At 72.8% G+C, this 19,816-nt stretch carries 14 protein-coding genes and 1 riboswitch; of the genes, 6 read left to right on the top strand and 8 right to left on the bottom strand.

Annotated features, from left to right (window positions below; translation table 11 throughout):
* Positions 1–7: 7 nt before the first annotated feature.
* Entirely contained in the window at positions 8–2,926 is a 2,919-nt protein-coding gene (gene gcvP / locus J4E96_RS00220; RefSeq protein ID WP_227425598.1) for an aminomethyl-transferring glycine dehydrogenase, read from the bottom strand.
* Between the two features lie 240 nt (positions 2,927–3,166).
* Positions 3,167–3,295, bottom strand: a riboswitch (glycine riboswitch).
* Positions 3,296–3,533: 238 nt separating this feature from the next.
* Between gcvP and J4E96_RS00215 the strand changes: the two genes are divergently transcribed.
* Entirely contained in the window at positions 3,534–5,168 is a 1,635-nt protein-coding gene (locus J4E96_RS00215) for a methyl-accepting chemotaxis protein (protein WP_227423828.1), read from the top strand.
* Here J4E96_RS00215 and J4E96_RS00210 read toward each other — a convergent pair whose 3' ends face one another.
* Both J4E96_RS00210 and J4E96_RS00205 read right to left on the bottom strand, forming a co-directional pair.
* Positions 5,169–5,591 (bottom strand): TFIIB-type zinc ribbon-containing protein, encoded by a 423-nt coding sequence (locus J4E96_RS00210; RefSeq protein WP_227423827.1) that lies wholly within the window; start codon positions 5,589–5,591, stop codon positions 5,169–5,171.
* Between the two features lie 105 nt (positions 5,592–5,696).
* Positions 5,697–6,881, bottom strand: a complete 1,185-nt coding sequence (locus tag J4E96_RS00205; protein ID WP_227423826.1) for a pyridoxal phosphate-dependent aminotransferase — start codon at positions 6,879–6,881, stop codon at positions 5,697–5,699.
* Between the two features lie 62 nt (positions 6,882–6,943).
* Here J4E96_RS00205 and corA point away from each other — a divergent pair, with 62 nt between their 5' ends.
* Positions 6,944–7,936 (top strand): magnesium/cobalt transporter CorA, encoded by a 993-nt coding sequence (gene corA / locus J4E96_RS00200; protein WP_227423825.1) that lies wholly within the window; start codon positions 6,944–6,946, stop codon positions 7,934–7,936.
* A 7-nt stretch (positions 7,937–7,943) separates the two neighbouring features.
* Here corA and J4E96_RS00195 read toward each other — a convergent pair whose 3' ends face one another.
* Positions 7,944–8,462, bottom strand: a complete 519-nt coding sequence (locus J4E96_RS00195; RefSeq protein WP_227423824.1) for a low molecular weight protein-tyrosine-phosphatase — start codon at positions 8,460–8,462, stop codon at positions 7,944–7,946.
* Between the two features lie 57 nt (positions 8,463–8,519).
* Between J4E96_RS00195 and J4E96_RS00190 the strand changes: the two genes are divergently transcribed.
* Positions 8,520–9,398: an NmrA family NAD(P)-binding protein gene (locus J4E96_RS00190; RefSeq protein ID WP_227423823.1), complete on the top strand. Its 879-nt coding sequence runs from the start codon at positions 8,520–8,522 to the stop codon at positions 9,396–9,398.
* 42 nt (positions 9,399–9,440) lie between these two features.
* Here J4E96_RS00190 and J4E96_RS00185 read toward each other — a convergent pair whose 3' ends face one another.
* The 4 genes from J4E96_RS00185 to aceA all read right to left on the bottom strand — a co-directional run bounded on the left by J4E96_RS00185 (position 9,441) and on the right by aceA (position 15,259).
* Complete coding sequence (locus tag J4E96_RS00185) at positions 9,441–11,081, bottom strand: methyl-accepting chemotaxis protein (RefSeq protein ID WP_227423822.1); 1,641 nt, start codon at positions 11,079–11,081, stop codon at positions 9,441–9,443.
* A 95-nt stretch (positions 11,082–11,176) separates the two neighbouring features.
* Entirely contained in the window at positions 11,177–11,941 is a 765-nt protein-coding gene (gene map, locus J4E96_RS00180; protein ID WP_227423821.1) for a type I methionyl aminopeptidase, read from the bottom strand.
* Positions 11,942–12,297: 356 nt separating this feature from the next.
* Complete coding sequence (aceB, locus tag J4E96_RS00175) at positions 12,298–13,932, bottom strand: malate synthase A (RefSeq protein WP_227423820.1); 1,635 nt, start codon at positions 13,930–13,932, stop codon at positions 12,298–12,300.
* Between the two features lies 1 nt (position 13,933).
* Positions 13,934–15,259 (bottom strand): isocitrate lyase, encoded by a 1,326-nt coding sequence (gene aceA / locus J4E96_RS00170; protein ID WP_227423819.1) that lies wholly within the window; start codon positions 15,257–15,259, stop codon positions 13,934–13,936.
* 149 nt (positions 15,260–15,408) lie between these two features.
* Between aceA and J4E96_RS00165 the strand changes: the two genes are divergently transcribed.
* From J4E96_RS00165 to J4E96_RS00155, 3 genes are all read left to right on the top strand, one after another.
* Positions 15,409–16,890: an XRE family transcriptional regulator gene (locus J4E96_RS00165; RefSeq protein ID WP_227423818.1), complete on the top strand. Its 1,482-nt coding sequence runs from the start codon at positions 15,409–15,411 to the stop codon at positions 16,888–16,890.
* A 59-nt stretch (positions 16,891–16,949) separates the two neighbouring features.
* Positions 16,950–17,600, top strand: coding sequence for an NADPH-dependent F420 reductase (locus J4E96_RS00160; RefSeq protein WP_227423817.1), 651 nt, complete (start codon positions 16,950–16,952; stop codon positions 17,598–17,600).
* Between the two features lie 96 nt (positions 17,601–17,696).
* Positions 17,697–19,772, top strand: a complete 2,076-nt coding sequence (locus J4E96_RS00155) for a putative bifunctional diguanylate cyclase/phosphodiesterase (protein ID WP_227423816.1) — start codon at positions 17,697–17,699, stop codon at positions 19,770–19,772.
* Positions 19,773–19,816 lie beyond the last annotated feature (44 nt).

Raw genomic sequence — 19,816 nt, 5'->3', positions numbered from 1 at the left:
GGGGAGCTCACTGCTCGTACGCCTCGATCGGGGGGCAGCTGCAGATGAGGTGGCGGTCGCCGTGGGCGCTGTCGATGCGGCGCACCGGCGGCCAGTACTTGTCGGCGCGCAGCGCCGCGATCGGGTAGGCGGCCTGCTCGCGCGAGTAGGGCTTCGTCCACTCGTCGGCCGTGAGCGCGGCCGCGGTGTGCGGCGCCCCGCGCAGCGGCGAGTCGGCCAGCGGCCAGCGGCCCGCGGCGACCGCGTCGATCTCGCCCCGGATCGCGATCATCGCGTCGATGAACCGGTCGACCTCGGCGAGGTCCTCGCTCTCGGTCGGCTCGACCATGAGCGTCCCGGAGACCGGGAACGAGACCGTCGGCGCGTGGAAGCCGTAGTCCATCAGCCGCTTGGAGACGTCCTCGGCCGTGACGCCCGTGGCCTTGGTGATCGGGCGCAGGTCGAGGATGCACTCGTGCGCGACCAGCCCGTTCGGGCCCGTGTAGAGCACCGGGTAGTGCTCGGTCAAGCGCGAGGCGATGTAGTTGGCCCCGAGGACGGCGGTCTCGGTCGCCCGGCGCAGGCCGTCCGCGCCCATCAGCGCGACGTAGGCCCACGAGATCGGCAGGATCCCGGCCGACCCGAACGGCGCGGCGGACACCGGCGTGCCCTGCCCGGCGGCCGGAGCGGCGACGAGCGGGTCGCCCGGCAGGTACGGGATGAGGTGCGCGCCGACGGCGATCGGGCCGACGCCGGGCCCGCCGCCGCCGTGCGGGATGCAGAAGGTCTTGTGCAGGTTCAGGTGCGACACGTCGCCGCCGAACTCCCCCGGCCGCGCGAGCCCGACCAGCGCGTTGAGGTTCGCGCCGTCGATGTAGACCTGGCCGCCGGCGGCGTGCACCAGCGCGCAGACCTCGCGCACGTGCTCCTCGTAGACGCCGTGCGTCGACGGGTAGGTGATCATGATCGCCGCGACGCGGTCGCCGTGCGTCGCGAGCTTGGCGACCAGGTCGTCGAGCTGCACCGACCCGTCGGCATCGGTCGCGACGACGACGACGCGCAGCCCGGCGAGCGCCGCCGACGCCGCGTTCGTCCCGTGCGCGGACGCGGGGATCAGGCACACGTCGCGCGCGGGCGCGCCCGGCGCGGCGGTGGCGCGGTGGAACCCGCGGATCGCGAGCAGGCCGGCGAACTCGCCCTGCGAGCCGGCGTTGGGCTGCACGGACACCGCCGCGTAGCCCGTGATCTCGGCAAGCCAGGCCGTGAGGTCCCCGATCAGCTCGGTGTACCCGGCGGCCTGCTCGCGCGGCGCGAACGGGTGGATCGACGCGAACTCGGGCCAGGAGATCGGCTCCATCTCGGTCGTCGCGTTGAGCTTCATCGTGCACGAGCCCAGCGGGATCATCGACCGGTCGAGCGCGAGGTCCTTGTCGCCGAGGCGGCGCAGGTAGCGCAGCATCGCGGTCTCCGAGCGGTGCGCGTGGAAGACGGGGTGGGTGAGGTAGTCGGTCATCCGGTGCTGGTCGGGGATCGACGTGCCGTGGCCCGCGAGCCCGAAGCCGTCGGTCACCGCGACCGGGTCGGCGTCGGGCGCCGCGCCAGCCGCCACGAAGGCGAGGACGACGGCCAGGACGTGCGCCGGCGTCGTCGTCTCGTCGCACGCGACCTGGACGTGGTCGTCGTCGTCGGCCCAGAGGTTGATGCCGCGCTCGGCGGCCGCGGCGACGACGGCGCGTGCCCGGCCGGGTACCCGCGTGCGGACGGTGTCGAAGAACGCGTCGTGCTCGACGGCGACGCCGGCCCCGCGCAGCTCGCGGGCGAGCAGGTCGGCGCGGTCGTGCACGCGGTCCGCGATCGCCCGCAGCCCGTCGGGCCCGTGGTAGACGGCGTACATCGACGCGACGATCGCGAGCAGCGCCTGCGCCGTGCAGATGTTGCTCGTCGCCTTCTCGCGGCGGATGTGCTGCTCGCGGGTCTGCAGCGCGAGGCGGTAGGCGGGGGCGCCGTCGGCGTCGACGGACACCCCGACGAGGCGGCCCGGGAGGGTGCGCTCGAGGCCCGTGCGCACCGCCATGTACGCAGCGTGCGGGCCGCCGTAGAACAGCGGGACCCCGAAGCGCTGGGTGCTGCCGACCGCGACGTCGGCCCCAAGCTCGCCGGGCGGCGTCAGCAGGGTGAGCGACAGGAGGTCGGCCGCAATCGTGACGAGCGCGCCGGCGGCCTTGGCCTGCGCCACGATGCCGCGCAGGTCGCGCACGACGCCCGACCGGCCGGGCTGCTGCAGGACGACGCCGATCACGCCGTCGTCGCCCCCGAGCCCGGCGGGCAGGAAATCGGTCAGCTCGGCGACGACGACGGGGACGCCCATCGCCTGGGCGCGGCCGAGGGTCACGGCGATCGTCTGGGGCAGGCACTCGGCGTCGAGCACGATGACGCCGTTCGGGCGGCCCTTGACCGCGCGGCGCATGAGCAGCGCGGCCTCCGCGACGGCGGTGGCCTCGTCGAGCAGGGACGCGTTGGCGATCGGCAGCGCGGTGAGGTCGGCGACCATCGTCTGGAAGTTGAGCATGGCCTCGAGCCGACCCTGCGAGATCTCCGGCTGGTAGGGCGTGTAGGCGGTGTACCAGGCGGGCGACTCGAGCACGTTGCGGCGGATCACCGGCGGCGTGATCGTGTCGGAGTAGCCGAGGCCGATCATCTGCGTCATCACGGTGTTCTTCGCGGCGATGGCGCGCAGAGCGGCGAGCACCTCGGGCTCCGAGCGCGGCGCGGGGAGGTCGAGCGGGACCTCAGCGCGGATCGTCGCTGGCACCGCGGCGTCGACGAGGGCGTCGAGGCTCTCGTAGCCGAGCTGCGCGAGCATGTGGGCGGTCTCGGCGCCGCGCGGGCCGATGTGCCGGTCGGCGAAGTCGACGGCCGCGTCGGTGCGATGGGCGAGCGCATCGATCGGGAGGGAGGTCAGGGCCGGGGTACGGGCTGCGGCGAGGTCGGTCACGGTGCGGCTCCGATGTACGTCCGGCGGGCGCCGGAAAGCGACGGGTGGCCTCCCCGCTCTGTCATCGGACGGCGCACAGCCATCGACCTGAGAGTTTTGCCGGTCCGCCAGTGCCTCGTGTCGAGGCTCGGGGCGCGCCGGCTTGCACCGTCGGTGGGCCGCGCTGGGTGCGGGGCCGCTTTCCAGAGTTGCCTTGCCACGGCGGTACGGGGGCCTGAGAGATTCCCGGGGAGGGTTGCTCCTTCGGCGCCTCGCCGATGCCGTCGGGATCGGCGAGCGATCGTCCGACGACGCGCGGGAGGACTCTCCCGCCGCAGCTCGAGCAGCACGTATTCGTATGTGGTTGTGGAACAGGAGCCAGCGTACGGGCTCTCCGGCCCGATCCGTACCCCGTTCGCGACCGCGCAGGTGGAGGCCTCGGACTGCGCGTCGTCCGCCGCCCGCTCCCGCGCCTGTGACCCGGACCACGTCGGCGACCGGTGGTTTCGTGCGCAGCCCGGTCGATGGGTGGAGCGATATCCCTCAACCGTTCCGATCGACGTGAAGTAGGAAATCCGCAATGAGCTCTGAGTCCGCTGCATCGTCCCCGCTGCCTCGTCGGGGCGCGTTCGCGCTCGTCGGCGACCGATCGGTCCGCACCAAGATCCTGGCCGTGGTCGGCCTGCTCGCCGTGGTTGCGGCCGGCACCGGGGCACTCGCGATCTCCGCGATGCGGGCCGTCGCCGCCGATACCGCGCACCTGGCCTCGATCCAGAGCGGCCCCGCGTTCCTGCGGAGCCAGATCCACATCAAGCAGATGTCTGCCCGGATGATCGTGGGCAACCTCGCGGCGGTGCACACACCCGAAGCGCAGGAGGCTTGGCTGCAGAAGCAGACCGACAACGACGCCGGACTGCAGGAGAAGTTCGACGAGTTCGCCGCGACGGAGGGCGCTGAGCTGCCGTCCTGGGCAGAGTTTCGAACAAACTACGCGGCGTGGATCACTGCCCGCGACGCGCAGATCGTGCCGGCGGCGCTGACCAATCCGGCTACGGGCGACTACGAAGACCTGCTCAACGACGTCAGCGTGCCCCTCACCACCGCGTACGCGGCGAACCTCGACGAGCTCGATGCGGCCCTGATCGAGATGGCCGAAGAGATCTCGAACAACGCGGCGGCAAAGTCGACGGAGGCCACGCAGGTGCTTCTGATCGCGCTCTCGACCGGGCTCGTCGTCGCGGTCACGCTGGGCTTCCTGACGGCGCAGGCCATCCGGCGCGGCGTGGAGCGGGTCCGCTCCGCGCTCGACGCGATGGCGGGCGGGGACCTGACGGTGCGCGCGAGCGTGACGAGCCGGGACGAGATCGGCGAGATGGCCCGGTCGCTCGCGCTGGCGCAGGCGTCGCTGCGCGCGACCCTGACCGGGGTGGGTGAGACCGCGCAGACCGTGGCCGCGGCCGCTGAGCAGCTGTCGGCCGCGAACACGCAGGTGGCGGCGGGCTCCGAGGAGACCAGCGCGCAGGCGGGTGTGGTCGCCGCGGCGGCGCAGCAGGTGTCGCGCGACGTGCAGACGGTCGCCGCCGGCGCGGAGCAGATGGGGGCCTCGATCCGGGAGATCGCCCAGAACGCCAACGACGCCGCGAAGGTCGCGACCAAGGCCACCGGCGTCGTCGCCGCCACGAACAGCACCGTCACGCAGCTCGGCACGAGCAGCCAGGAGATCGGTCACGTCGTCAAGACGATCAAGTCGATCGCCGAGCAGACCAACCTGCTCGCGCTGAACGCGACGATCGAGGCGGCGCGCGCCGGCGAGGCGGGCAAGGGGTTCGCCGTCGTCGCCGGGGAGGTCAAGGAGCTCGCCCGCGAGACGGCGCAGGCGACCGAGGAGATCACCCGCCGCGTCGAGGCGATCCAGGTCGACACCAGCGGGGCCGTCGTGATGATGGGCGAGATCAGCGAGATCATTGCGGCCATCAACGACTACCAGCTGACGATCGCGAGCGCCGTCGAGGAGCAGACCGCCACGACGAACGAGATGTCGCGGTCGGTCACCGAGGCGGCGACGGGGTCGGGCGAGATCGCCGGCAACATCGCCGGGGTCGCCTCGGGTGCGGCCAGCTCGAGCGAGGTGCTCGCGCAGATGGGCGGATCCGTCGACGAGCTCGCCCGAATGTCGGCCGACCTGCGCGAGCGCCTCGCGGCCTTCGTGTACTGATCAGCCGAAGTCGAGGATGTCGCCGAGCCAGGACTCCTTGCGCTTCTTCTTGTAGCCAGGGCGCCCGCGGTCGTCGCGGTCGCGGTCGCGGTCATCGCGGTACCGGGGGTCGTACCGCGGATCCGGGCGTCGGTCGTCGTCGCGCGGCTGGTCGTACCGCCGGTCCGGCCGAGAGTCGCCGTAGGCGGGATCGCGGCGGGGATCGTCGCCGTACGGCAGGGGCGCGGCGCTCGTGCGCGGGGCGGGTACCTCGACCACGGGAGCGGCCACCGCGGGGGCGCCGACGGTCGCGGCCCGATCGAGGATCTTGTCGAGCTCGCCGCGGTCGAGCCACACGCCGCGGCACGTCGGGCAGTAGTCGATCTCGACGCCCTGCCGCTCGGACATCACCAGGTCGACCTCGGCGTCCACGGGACACTTCATGCTGACGACCCCTTGTGCTCAGGGCCGGGCGCGGTGCCCAGCCTGTCCCCCCTCCAACGCGCAACCGCCCCCATCGGTGCCAGGCGCCGGCGCGACGCGCCGGGCTCAGAGCGTCTGCTGCCAGCGGACGATGCGGTCGACCGCCTCGCGCACCACCTCGACCGAGGACGCGAACGAGAGCCGCACCCAGGACGCGCCGTCGACGCCGTCGAAGTCGGTCCCGGGCGTGAGCGCGACCCCCGCCTCGTCGAGCAGGCGCGCGCACCACGTGACGGAGTCCAGGCCCGACGCGGAGATGTCGGCGTACAGGTAGAACGCGCCGTCGGCCGGCGCGGTCCGCGTCCACCCGAGCTCGGGCAGCCGCGCCAGCAGCAGCTCGCGGCACGCGGCGTAGCGCTCGACGTTCGCCTCGGCGGCCGCGTACCCGGCGGCGCTGAAGGCCGCGACGCCGGCGTGCTGCGCGAGCGCCGGCGGGCACAGGGCGACGTTGCCCGCGAGCGCGTCGACCGGGGCCACGAGGTCCGCGGGCAGCAGCAGCCACCCGAGCCGCCACCCCGTCATCGCCCAGTACTTCGAGAACGAGCTCACGACGACGACGCCGGAGTCTAGGTACCGCGCCGCGCTCGCCGCGCCCGCGCCGTCGTCGCCGACCGACGCCTGCGACCCGTAGGTGATGCCGTGGTAGATCTCGTCGCTGATCAGGCGGACGCCGTGGTCGGCGCACCAGGCAACGAGCGCGGCGAGCTCGCCCGCCCGGATCATCGTCCCGGTCGGGTTGGCCGGGCTCGCGATCATCAGCCCGTCGATCGGCCCGTCGATGGCCTCGAGCTGCGCGACGGTCGGCTGGTACCGGGTCGCCGGCCCGCAGTCGAGCTCGACGACCTCGCAGCCCAGCGCGGTGAGGATGTTCTTGTACGCGGGATACCCCGGCCGCGCGAGCGCGACCCGGTCGCCGGCGTCGAACGCCGCGAGGAACGCCAGCAGGAAGCCGCCGGAGGACCCGGTCGTGACGGCGACCCGCCGCGGGTCGATCTCGACGTCGTACCACCGGCGGTAGTGGCCGGCGATCGCACGCCGCAGTGCGGGCGCGCCGAGGGACTCGGTATAGCCGAGGTCGCCCGAGGCCAACAGCTGCGCGGCGAGGTCGCGGACGACGTCGGAGGCCCCGGTCGACGGCTCGCCGGCGCAGAGGTTGAGCACCGACTCCCCCGCGGCCCGGCGCGCGTTCGCGGCCGCCAGGATCTCCATCACGGCAAAGGGCGGGACGTGGGCGCGGCGCGAGACCTTCATCACCCCATCCTCGTCCGTCGTGGCCGTCGGGCGAACCTCGGACCCGGCGGTAGCCTCGGCGCATGATTGTCGACTGCGCGCTATACATCGAGGGGCGCGGGCGACTCGGCGTCACCAGCGTCGCGCAGGCGCTGGCCGAGGCCCAGAGCTCGGGCGGCTTCGTCTGGATCGGGCTGTTCGAGCCGTCGGCGGCGGAGTTCGCGGACCTGGCGCAGTCGTTCGCCCTGCCGCCGCTGGCGGTCGATGACGCCATCCAGGCCCACCAGCGCCCGAAGCTCGAGCGGTACGGGGACGTGACGTTCGCCGTCGTGAAGCCCGTGCGGTACGTCGACCACGAGGAGGTCGTCGAGATCAGCGAGCTCGCGATCTTCCTGGGCGAGCACTTCGTGATCACGGTCCGGCACGGCGTCTCGGACGTGCCGGCGGTCGTGCGCAAGGAGTACCTGACCAACTCGAAGCTGCTCGCCCACGGACCCGCGGGGGTGCTCTACCGGGCGCTCGACCACGCCGTCGACAGCTACCTCGAGGTGGTCGAGGCGATCGGCGTCGACATCGACGAGATCGAGGAGCAGGTGTTCGGCGGCGAGTCCGGCGAGCACGCCGAGCGCATCTACAAGCTCAAGCGCGAGGTGCTGGAGTTTCGCCGCGCCGTCGCGCCTCTGACGATGCCGCTGCAGCGCCTGGTCGCGGGCGAGGTGGAGTGGGTCGGCGCGTCGGCGCAGCAGTACTTCCGGGACGTGCACGACCACGTGCTGAAGGCGTCGGACGCGATCGAGGGCTACGACAACCTGCTGACCAACGTGCTGCAGGCCGAGCTCGCGCAGATCACGGTCGAGCAGAGCCGCCAGTCGGTCCGGCAGAACGAGGACATGCGCAAGATCTCGGCCTGGGCCGCGATCGCGCTCGTGCCGACGGCGATCGCGGGCATCTATGGCATGAACTTCGACAACATGCCCGAGCTGCAGTGGCGGTACGGCTACTTCGCTGTGCTCGGCCTCATCGCCTCGATCTGCGTCGGGCTGCACTGGCTCTTCCGCCGCAACGACTGGCTCTGACGCCCGACTACCGCTCGGCCAGCGCCGTCCGGACGTGCTCGACGATCCCGTCGGCGGCCGCTTCGACCTGCCCGACGCAGTCCTCGAAGTCGGCGGCGTCCCCGTACCACGGGTCGTCGATGTCGAGCAGGTGCTCGGGCCCGCCCGGGGCGACCCGGGGCGCGTCGGGGTCGAACGAGCGGTACATCAGCACCCGGCCCGCGGCTCCGGGGTCGGCGCGTGCGAGGGACCGCAGCGCCGCGGCGTGCTCCGACGTCATCGCGAGCACGAGGTCGGCCGTGGCGACGTCGGACCTGGTCACCTGCCGCGCGACGCGGGTCGGCACCGCGTAGCCGTGCGCGGCGAGCGCGGTGGCCGCGCGCGGGTCGATCGGGTTGCCGTGCTCCTCGGAGCTGATCCCGGTCGAGTCGACCACGACGTCGCCGAGGCCCGCCGTATCGAACCGGGCGCGGAGCACGACCTCGGCGATCGGCGAACGGCAGATGTTGCCGGTGCAGACGGTCATCACGCGGTACGGGGCGCCCATCGGACCATTCTGACCGACTTTGCAGCCGGTTCGCCCGACCCGGGCTACGTTTTCGGTATGACACCGTCTCTCATCGCCGTGACCGGCTCCACCGGCCTGCTCGGCGGCCGCCTCGCACTGCGCCTCGCGGCCGAGGGCGCGCGCCAGCGCCTCATCGTCCGCGATCCCAGCCGCGCACCGTCGCTGCCGGGAACCGAGATCGCGGTCGCCGGCGGCTACAGCGACGCCGTCGGCATGCGCGCCGCGCTGGACGGCGCCGACACCCTCTTCCTGGTGTCCGGCCGGGAGGCCGCCGACCGGGTCGAGCAGCACGTCGCGGCGATCGACGCGGCCGTCGACGCCGGCGTGACTCGGATCGTCTACACGTCGTTCCTGGGCGCGTCGCCGACCTCGACGTTCACCCTCGGGCGCCAGCACTGGGCCACCGAGCAGCACCTGCGGGGCACCGGCGTGCGCTTCACGCTGTTGCGCGACAGCTTCTATCACGCGATGTTCGGGCACCTCGTCGGCGCCGACGGCGTCATCCGCGGCCCCGCGGGCACGGGTCGCGTCGCGAGCGTCGCGCACGACGACGTCGCCGACGTCGCGACCGCCGTGCTGCTCGACGAGCGCGCGGACGTCCACGACGGCCGGGCGTACGACGTGACCGGCCCGGAGCCGATCTCGATGGCCGACGCCGCGGCGCACCTCACGCGGGCCACGGGCCGGGAGATCCGCTACGAGCCCGAGACGGTCGACCAGGCGTACGCGTCCCGCGCCCACTACGGCGCGCCCGCGTACGAGGTCGAGGGGTGGGTCACGTCCTACACGGCGATCGGCGCCGGCGACCTGGAAGTGGTCTCGCCGACCGTGCCGCGGCTGACCGCCCGCGACGCGCAGAGCTTTCCGCAGTGGCTCGAGGCCAACCCGCAGGCGTTGGAGCACCTGCGCGCCTGACGGTTCTCCGCCAGGCGCGCGGGCTTCAGCCGGTCGCGACGCTCAGTAGGTGAAGGCCGCGAGCCGCAGGTGCAGGTCGGCCGACATCCGGGCCAGCTCGTCGACCGACGCGCCCATCTGAACCAGCACCTGGCTCGACGCCGCCGCACCGGTCGCGACGCCACTGATGTTGCCCGCGATCTCCCCCGAACCGGTCGCCGCCTCGGTGACGGACCTGGACATCTCGTTCGTGGTCGCCGTCTGCTCCTCGACCGCCGAGGCGATCGTCAGCTGGTAGTCGTTGATCGCGGCGATGACGTCGGAGATCTCGCGGATCGCGGCGACGGCCCCGGTCGTGTCGACCTGGATCGACTCGACCCGCCGGGTGATCTCCTCGGTGGCCTTGGCGGTCTCGCGCGCGAGCTCCTTGACCTCGCCGGCGACGACGGCGAACCCCTTGCCCGCCTCCCCCGCCCGCGCGGCCTCGATCGTCGCGTTCAGCGCAAGCAGGTTGGTCTGCTCCGCGATCGAGGTGATCGACTTGACCACGTTCCCGATCTCCTGGCTGCTGACGCCAAGCTTCGCGACGGTGTCGTTCGTTGTCGCTACGACGCCGATCGCCTCGGCGGCGACCTTGGCGGCCTGGTTCGCGTTCTGAGCGATCTCCCGGATCGAGGCGCCCATCTGCTCCGCGCCGGCCGCGACGGTCTGCACGTTCCGGCTGACCTGCTCGGCGGCGGCGGCGACGACTCCGGCCTGGGCACTGGTCTCCTCCGAACCTGCCGACACCTGCGTGTTCGCCGCGGACAACTCCTCCGCCGCCGCGGCGACGGCCTGTGCCGTCTCGCCGACCCCGGTCAGAGTGGCGCGCAGCGAAACCTGGGCGACGGTGAGCGCGGCCGCGATCTGGCCGACCTCGTCCCGGCCACGAACCTCCGCGGGAACGCTCAGGTCTCCGTGCGCCATGGCCTCTAGGGCCCGCTTGACCGAGTCCAGCCCGCTGCGGATCCCGTTCGCGGTCCCGAAAGCGAGCACGAGCGACAGGACGAGCCCGGCGGCGAGCGACCCGATCAGCAGGCGCACGGCCGACTGGGACGTCGCTTCGGCCTCGTCGGCGACGCCGTCCGACAGCGCCGTGATCTCGGCCTCGAGGCTATCCATGTCCGCGACGAAGGCCGTGATCAGGGGCGCGCTGACGTCGGTGAGTTCCACCTCGAACCCGTGCTCCTCGCTGTTGGCGAGCGCGGCCGGGACGATCGTCGCGTCCCGCGCAGCGAGCCAGTCGTTGTAGTGCTCGAGGAAGATCGGCCAGCTCGGCAGTGCGCCGCCCTCGCTCGCGGCGAACTCGTCGAGCTTCTCCCGCATCCCGGCGTCGTTGTCGGTCTGCTTGACGATCCACTCGTCCTTCGCCTCGTCGGTGGACAGCCCCGCGATGTTGCCGACGATCTGCCGCGCCACGACCTGCTTGATGTGGATCTGGCCTCGCAGGTACGTCGAGCCGCGCTGGATCTCGGCGAGGTGCTGGGTGTCGGACTCGACCGACCGGAGCGACACGGTGGCCACGGTCGCGGTGGCGACCGCGACGACGGCGAGCAGCCCCACGACCGCCAGGATCTTCGCTCGGACGGACCGGTCACCGATCCAGCCCCCGACGCTGCGGCGTCGATCGATCGGATGGGTCGCGGCTACCTGTGCGCTGCTCATGACGTCCCTGTCTGCGGGTTCTGCTGGGACGGCGAAGGCGATCCCAGCGGTTCCCATCGGACGGGTCGGGGCAGATGTGAGCCGTCGTCGATGGTTCAGGGGCGCGTGAGGATGACCGGCCCGTCGGCGGTGACCGCGATGGTGTGCTCCGCGTGCGCGGCCCGGGAATGGTCGGCGGACCGGATCGTCCAGCCGTCGGAGTCGATCACGTACCCGTCGCCGCCGGCCATGAACCACGGCTCGATCGCGATGACGAGCCCCGGCCGCAGCACCATCCCGCGGCCCGCGCGGCCCAGGTTGGGCACGTGCGGGTCCTCGTGCATCGTTCGGCCGACGCCGTGCCCGCCGAAGTCCGCGTTGATCCCGAGGCCGGCGTCGCGGCCGACCCGGCCGATCGCGGCGGAGATGTCGCCCATCTTCGCCCCCGGTCGCGCCGCCGCGATCCCGGCCGCGAGCGCCCGCTCGGTGACCTCGATCAGCCGCTGCGACTCGGGGTCGGGGGTGCCGACCTGGAACGAGACCGCCGAGTCCGCGACCCAGCCGCCGAGCTCGGCCGCGAAGTCGATGCTCAGGAGGTCGCCGTCGGCGAGCACGTGGGCCGAGGGCAGGCCGTGCAGCGCGGCGTCGTTCACCGATGTGCACAGGACCCCGGGGTACGGCATCGCGCCGAACGACGGGTGGTACCCGAGGTACACCGACCGCGCGCCGGCGGCGTCGATCATCGCGTGCGCGTGGGCGTCGAGGTCCAGAAGGCTGACACCGACGGCGGCCTTGCCCCGCAGCGACGTGAGCACGGAGGCGATGAACCTGCCGGCCTCCCGGATGAGCTCAATCTCTTCGCGACTCTTCAACTCGACCATGACTGCACTCTGTCACTTCCCAGGACTCGCTCACTTCCCGGGCCGCGGCCGTGCGGCCGGCCGGCCGGCGGGCAGGGAACAGCCCGTGGGCCGGGTTCGGTGAGGAACCCTGCCGCGATGGACGAGATCGCGGCTCCCACGGGCTGCGGTGACTGCCTGGAACTCGCTGGCCGCACGCGGCCTGGCGAACGACGGGACAGTCCGTCCGATGCGTCTACATCAGCAGGCGCGGCGACTAGCGGACAGTCACCTCTCGCGTCCGAAGAAAATTCACCTCGGGACCACCTCCTTCCTCGATGCGAGAACGGTACGACGTGAAGGCGGCGGCGCCAAGGCTTTTCTCGAACCCGATCCGCCTACGCGGCCTGGGTCGCGCGCTCGGACCGCTGGTGCACCAGGAACCTCGTGTACGCCGAGACGGTGAGGAACGTCGGGTACCGCTCGGCGAGCGCGACCTCCCGGAACACCGCCTCGGCGTCGGCGAACCGGTCGCCCGGGGCCCGCGGCAGGCCCGCGAGCACGTCGGCGAGCACCGCCTCGACCCGCTCGACCGTGATGCGGGTGCCCTCGGCGGTGACCGTGCCCTGGTGAATCCACTGCCAGACCTGCGAGCGCGAGATCTCGGCCGTCGCGGCGTCCTCCATGAGGTTGTCGATCGCCGCGGCGCCGACCCCCCGCAGCCAGGAGTCGATGTAGCGCAGCGCGATCTGGACGTTGCCCCGCAGCCCGGCGTCGGTCACCACGGAGCCGGCCGACGCGAAGTCGAGCAGCTCCGCGGCGGTGACGCGCACGTCGTCGCGCCGGCGGTCGACCTGGTTCGGCCGCTCCCCCAGCACGCCGTCGAACACCGCGCGGCAGACCGGGATCAGGTCCGGGTGCGCGACCCACGAGCCGTCGAAGCCGGCCGCGGCCTCGCGTTCCTTGTCGGCCCGGACCTGCTCGAACGCGCGCTCGGTGACCTCCGGATCGCGCCGGTTCGGGATGAACGCCGACATGCCGCCGATGGCGTGGGCCCCGCGCCGGTGGCAGGTCGCCACGAGCAGCTCGGTGTACGACCGCATGAACGGAACGGCCATCGTCAGCCGCGCGCGGTCCGGCAGCACGAAGCCCTCGCCGCGCGTCCGGAAGTTCTTGATGATCGAGAAGATGTAGTCCCACCGCCCCGCGTTCAGGCCGGCGCAGTGCTCGCGCAGCTCGTACAGGATCTCGTCCATCTCGAAGGCCGCGGTGATGGTCTCGATCAGGACCGTCGCGCGGATCGTGCCCTGCGCGATCCCGAGGTAGGACTGCGTGAACGCGAACACGTCGTTCCACAGCCGCGCCTCGAGGTGGCCCTCGAGCTTGGGCAGGTAGAAGTACGGCCCGGTCCCGGTGTCGATGAGCCGCTGCGCGTTGTGGAAGGCATACAGCCCGAAGTCGACCAGGCTCGCCGACGCCGGGCTGCGCTGGCCCGAGCGGTCGGTGAACCGCAGGTGCTTCTCGGCGAGGTGCCAGCCCCGCGGGCGCATCACGATCGTCGGGGTCTGCGTCCCGAGCCGGTACTCCTTGCCGTCCGCCGTGAAGTCGATCCGGCGGCGGATCGCGTCCGCGAGGTTGAGCTGCCCCCCGACGATGTTCTCCCACGTCGGCGACGTCGCATCCTCGAGGTCGGCGAGCCAGACCTGCGCGCCGGAGTTCAGCGCGTTCACGGCCATCTTCCGGTCGGTCGGGCCGGTGATCTCGGTCCGGCGGTCGGCCAGGCCCGGACCCGCGCCCGCGACGCGCCAGCTCGGGTCGGCCCGGATCGCGGCCGTCTCGGCGAGGAAGTCGGGGTCGAGCCCATTGGCGAACCGCTCGCGTCGCACCTGCCGCGCGAGCAGCAGGTCGTGACGGCGGCCGAGGAACCAGGTGTGCAGCTCCGTGACGAACGCGAGCGCCTCGGGCGTGAGGATCTCGTCCGTGCCGGCGACGCGGGGACCGGTGATCTCGATCCCGGGGGTCGTGGTGTACATGTCAGTGCCTCCCAGCGAACTGCGCGGCTTCCGTCGAGCCGGCGAGGGCGAGGGTCGCGCTGGCCGGGTTGAGCGCCGTCGCGACCTTGTCGAAGTAGCCGGTGCCGACCTCGCGCTGGTGGCGCGTGGCGGTGTAGCCGTCGGCCTCGGAGGCGAACTCGGCCTCCTGGAGCTCGACGTACGCGCTCATGCCGCGGCTCGCGTAGCCCTGGGCGAGCGAGAACATCGAGTGGTTGAGCGAGTGGAAACCGGCCAGGGTGATGAACTGGAACGCGTACCCGTAGGACGCCAGGCGCTTCTGGAACTCGGCGATGGTCGCGTCGTCGAGGTGCGAGCGCCAGTTGAACGACGGCGAGCAGTTGTACGCGAGCAGCTTGCCCGGGAACTGCTCGTGGATGCGCTCGGCGAACACGCGCGCCTCCTCGAGGTCCGGCACCGACGTCTCGACCCAGAGCAGGTCGGCGTACTCGGCGTACACCGAGGCCCGCGCGAGGACGGACTCGAGCCCGGGCCGCACCCGGAAGTACCCCTCGGCCGTGCGCTCGCCGGTGAGGAACTCGCCGTCGCGCTCGTCGACGTCCGACGTGATCAGGTCGGCGCCCAGGGCGTCGGTGCGCGCGATGACGAGCGTCGGCACGCCGGCGACGTCGGCCGCGAGCCGGGCGGCGTTGAGCGTGCGCACGTGCTGCGACGTCGGCACGAGCACCTTGCCGCCCAGGTGCCCGCACTTCTTCTCCGCCGCGAGCTGGTCCTCCCAGTGCACGCCCGCCGCACCCGCCGCGATCATCGAGCCCATGAGCTCGTAGGCGTTCAGCGGCCCGCCGAAGCCGGCCTCGGCGTCGGCCACGATCGGCGCGAGCCAGTCCCGCACGGGCGCGGACCCGGCGGGCGCCTCGCTCGCCTCGATCTGGTCGGCGCGCAGCAGGGCGTTGTTGATCCGGCGCACGACGGCGGGCACCGAGTTGGCCGGGTACAGGCTCTGGTCCGGGTAGGTCTGGCCGGACAGGTTGGCGTCGGCGGCGACCTGCCAGCCGGACAGGTAGATCGCCTTGAGGCCGGCCCGGACCTGCTGCACGGCCTGGTTGCCCGTGAGCGCGCCGAGCGCGGCGACCCACTCCTGCGTGTGCAGCAGCTGCCAGAGGTTCTCGGCGCCGCGCCGCGCGAGGGTGTGCTCCTCGCGCACCGAGCCGCGCAGTGCGACGACGTCGGCCGCCGTGTAGTCGCGGCGGATGCCCGCCCAGCGCGGGTCGCTGGCCCACTGCTCGGTCAGCTCGGCCGCGGTCTGCTGCTCGTCGCCGGGGCGGATGGGGCTGGTTCCGGTGCTCACGATGATCCTCCGTTGGTTCTCGTTCGTCCTGGTGAGCACCACTGTGGCTGAAGGTCAACCACAATTCGGCCCGAGTGTTAGCAGAAGAATTGGCGATCTTCTGTCAGGAGAAACATGCCAGCGACGGGCCGGATGCGGCACAGTGAGGCATGGCCCCGACCCTGACGCCTCGCCCTCACCCCGCCCCCGCGCCGGACGGCGAGATCGACACGCTCCTGCTCGGGCGGCGGATCCGGCACCTGCGCACCGCGGCGGGGCTGACGCTCGACGACCTGGGCGCCGCGATCGGCCGCGCCGCCTCGCAGGTCTCGATGCTCGAGAACGGCCACCGCGAGCCGAAGCTGTCGCTGCTGCAGCAGGTCGCGGTCGCGCTCGACGTGCCGCTCGCCGAGCTGCTCGCGGGCGAGGCCCCGACCCGGCGGGCGGCGCTCGAGATCCAGCTCGAGCGCGCGCAGCGCGGCCCGCTGTTCGCGGCGCTCAAGCTGCCCACCGTCAAGGTGGCGAAGTCGCTGCCGACGGACGCGCTCGAGGCGATCCTCGGGCTGCAGGCCGAGGTCCGCCGGCTGCTGACCGAGAACGCCGCCACCCCGGAGGAGGCGCGCCGCGCGAACGCCGAGCTTCGCGCGACCATGCGGGCGCAGGACAACTACTTCCCCGAGCTCGAGGAGCACGCCCGCCGCCTGCTGACGGCCGTCCACCACCCCGGCGGGCCCCTGTCGCAGCGCAGCACCGCCGACATCGCCGCCCACCTCGGCTTCTCGCTGCACTACGTGCACGACCTGCCGCACTCGACCCGCTCGGTCACGGACCTCGAGAACGGCCGGATCTACCTGCCGCACGCCCTGACGCAGGCGAACGACCCGCGCTCGGCGCTGCTCCAGGCCGTCGCCAGCCACGTGCTCGGGCACACCGAGCCGCGGGGGTACGGCGACTTCCTGCGCCAGCGCGTCGAGAACAACTACCTCGCCGCGGCGCTCATGCTGCCCGAGGACGGGGCCGTCGCCCTGCTCCGCGCCGCGAAGGCGGAGCGCCGGCTGTCCGTCGAGGACCTGCGCGACGCGTACGGCGTGCCGTACGAGACCGCCGCGCACCGGTTCACCAACCTCGCCACCCGGCACCTCGACATCCCGGTGCACTTCATGAAGGCGCACGAGAGCGGGACCCTGCACAAGGCGTACGAGAACGACGGAGTGCGCTTCCCGACCGACCCCCTGGGCTCGATCGAGGGCCAGCCCGTCTGCCGGCACTGGACCGCGCGCATCGTGTTCCGGGTGCCCGACCGGTTCAGCCCGTACTACCAGTACACGGACACCCCGACCGGCACCTACTGGTGCACCTCGCGCGTGCAGGGCTCCGCCGACGGCGAGTTCTCGGTGAGCGTCGGCGTCCCGTTCGCGCACGTGCGCTGGTTCCTCGGCCGCGAGACGACCGAGCGCGCGACGTCGCGCTGCCCGGACCCCGACTGCTGCCGGCGCGCGCCCGACGAGCTCGCGCAGCGCTGGGCCTCCAAGTCCTGGCCGAGCGCGCGGCCGCACGCGAGCCTGCTCGCGGCCCTGCCCACCGGGGCGTTCCCCGGGGTGGACCAGACCGAGGTCTTCACGTTCCTCGAGCGGCACGCGCCCCGGCCCTGATCTCCGCGGCTGATCCACGCCGGCGGAACACCTGGGCGTCGGCCGGGGTTGTCGCTGGCATGACAACGATCGGTTTCATCGGAGCAGGACACATCGGCGGAACGCTCGCCCGGCTCGCCGTTGCGGCGGGCTACGAGGTCGTCGTGAGCAACTCGCGCGGCCCGGAGACCCTCGTCGACCTGGTCGCCGAGCTCGGCGACAGCGCGCGGGCCGGTACTCCGGCCGAGGCCGCCGAGTCGGCCGACGTCGTCGTCGTGACGATCCCCTTCAAGAGCTACCGCGAGGTGCCGGCGGCGGCGCTCGCCGGCACGGTCGTGATCGACACCAACAACTACTACCCGCAGCGCGACGGCGCCGTCGCGGCGCTCGACTCCCAGCGCTCGACCTCGGCGGAGCTGCTCCAGGAGCACCTGGGCACGACGCCGGTGGTCAAGGCGTTCAACCACATCACCTCGGGCGACCTCGGCTCCCAGCCGGCGGCGGCCGGCACCGCTGGGCGCCGCGCCCTCGCGATCGCGGGCGACGACGCCGACGCGCGATCCCAGGTCGCGCGCCTGATCGACCAGCTCGGGTACGACGTCGTCGACGCCGGGCCCCTCGAGCAGGGCTGGCGCTTCCAGCCCGGCACGCCTGCCTACGGCCCGCGCCTGGACGCCGCCGAACTGGAGCGGGCCCTCGCGGCCGCGCAGCGGCCGGTCGGGGTCGCCTGAGTGCACTGCCTGAGCGCACTGGGCGGCGGCGGGCGCTCATCTGCCCGCCGCCAGGGCCGATAGGTAGGCGTGACAGCCGAGCTCAACCCTCGCGGGGTGAACCCGCGCGTGTACGTCGCGCTGTTCGATGACAACGTCGACAGCATGCTGCTGACGAGCCCGGACGGATCGATCTTCGCCGCCAACCGGGCCGCGTGCCGGGCACTGGCCCGGACCGAGGCGGAGATCTGCGCGCTCGGGCGCGCCGGCGTCGCCGACGTCACCGATACGCGTTGGGCCGAGGGGATCGAGGCACGCCGCCGCGACGGGCACTTCCGCGGGCGCGTGCGGATGCTGCGCGGCGACGGCTCGCCGCTGGAGGTGGAGCTGTCGTCGGCCGTGTTCCACGAGGGCGGTGAGCTCAGTTCCTACGTGAGCTTCCACGAGGTCCTGGACGCCCTGGACCTGGCGCGGGACGTGCCGGAGCTGCGGGCGGCGGCGAGCGTCGTCGAGACGCTCGAGTCGGTTGCTGACGCCTACATCGCAGTCGACGCCGACTGGAACCTGAGCTACGTCAATCGCCGCGCCGAGCAGCTCCTGCGGGTCGTGCGGCGCGAGATCCTCGGCACCGACTTCTGGCAGGCCTTCCCTGGCACCCGCGACACGACGCTCGGCCAGCACTTCCGCGCGGTCATGCGCACGGGCGAGGCCGACTCCGTCGAGGGCTACTTCGAGGAGGTGGCGCTGCACTGCGAGGTACGCGCGTTCGGGCTCCTCGGCGGCGGGATCGGGATCTACTTCGTCGACACCTCCGCCCGCTTCGCCGTCGAGCAGGAACGCGAGCGGCTGCTCGCCGCGGAGCGGAGCGCCCGCGCGTCCGCCGAGCTCGCGCAGATCGCGCTCGCCGACCGCGCGACCCACGACGGCCTCACGGGCCTGCTGAACAGGTCGGGGCTGCTCGAGCGCGTCGACCGCGCCCGCGCCGCCGACGCGCGGCTCACGCTGACCGTGCTGTTCGTCGACCTCGATCGGTTCAAGCTGGTCAACGACACGCTCGGCCATGCCACCGGCGACGAGCTGCTCGCGGTCTTCGCGGACCGCCTGCGCGCCCTGGCGCCCGCGGGCGCGATCCTGGCCCGCTTCGGCGGCGACGAGTTCGTGGTCGCCCTGGCGAGCGCGACGACCGCCGAGGCGAACACGCTCGCCGAACGCATCGTCGATGCCAGCCGGGAGCCCGTTCGCCTCGGTGCCAGCTCGCTGCGGGTCACGGCGAGCGTCGGGATCGCGCGCAGCTCCGGCGCCCCGGACCTCGGCCGGCTGCTGCGCGAGGCCGACGCGGCGCTGTACAGCGCGAAGGAGGCCGGCCGGGAGGCGGTGGCCTGGTTCGACGATCGCCTGCTCGCGCAGGCCATCGACCGTGTCCGCCTCGAGCAGGGACTGCGCGCCGCGCTGGCGGCCGACAAGCTCTCGCTCGCCTACCAGCCCTCGTTCGACCTGACCAGCGGCCGCGCGCGGCACGTCGAGGCGCTCGCCCGGTGGCACCACCCGACCCGCGGCTGGATCCCGCCGGGCAGGTTCATCCCCGTCGCCGAGGACTGCGGCCTGATCGGCCGCATCGGCGAGTGGGCGATCGCGCGCGCCGCCGAGCAGGCCGCCGCGTGGGCGCACCGGCCGGACCTGCGCGTGTGGGTCAACGTCTCGCCGCGCCAGCTCGCGGTGCCGGGCCTGCGGGACCTGCTCGCCGCGCACCTCGACCGCGCCGGCGTGGCCCCCGACCGGTTCGGGATCGAGGTGACCGAGTCGACGATCGCCGAGCCCGGCCAGTTCACGCGCGAGCTGCGCGCCGTGAGCGACCTCGGCGTCGCGATCGCCGTCGACGACTTCGGGACCGGCTTCAGCTCGCTCGCCCGCCTCGTGCGCATGCCGGTGGACGTGATCAAGATCGACCAGTCGTTCGCCGCGCGGCTCGGCACGGCCGCCGGGGACGGCATGCTCGCGAGCGTCGTGCACCTCGCGCACTCGATCGGCGCCCACGTCATCGCGGAGGGCGTCGAGACACCCGAGCAGCTCGCGATCCTGCGCTCGACTGACTGCGACACAGCCACCGGCTACCTGCTCGCCCGCCCAGGACCGCCGCAGGACGTCCGCTGGCAGCTCCCGGCCCCGTCGGCACAGCGCGCGGCCGGGGCCTGACGCGTCCGGACCAGGCGGGCGTCGCCCGACGCACGAAGCTCCCG

This window comes from Pengzhenrongella sicca (assembly GCF_017569225.1).
GTDB lineage: Bacteria > Actinomycetota > Actinomycetes > Actinomycetales > Cellulomonadaceae > Pengzhenrongella > Pengzhenrongella sicca.
This window is presented reverse-complemented; position numbering and strand designations above follow the sequence as displayed.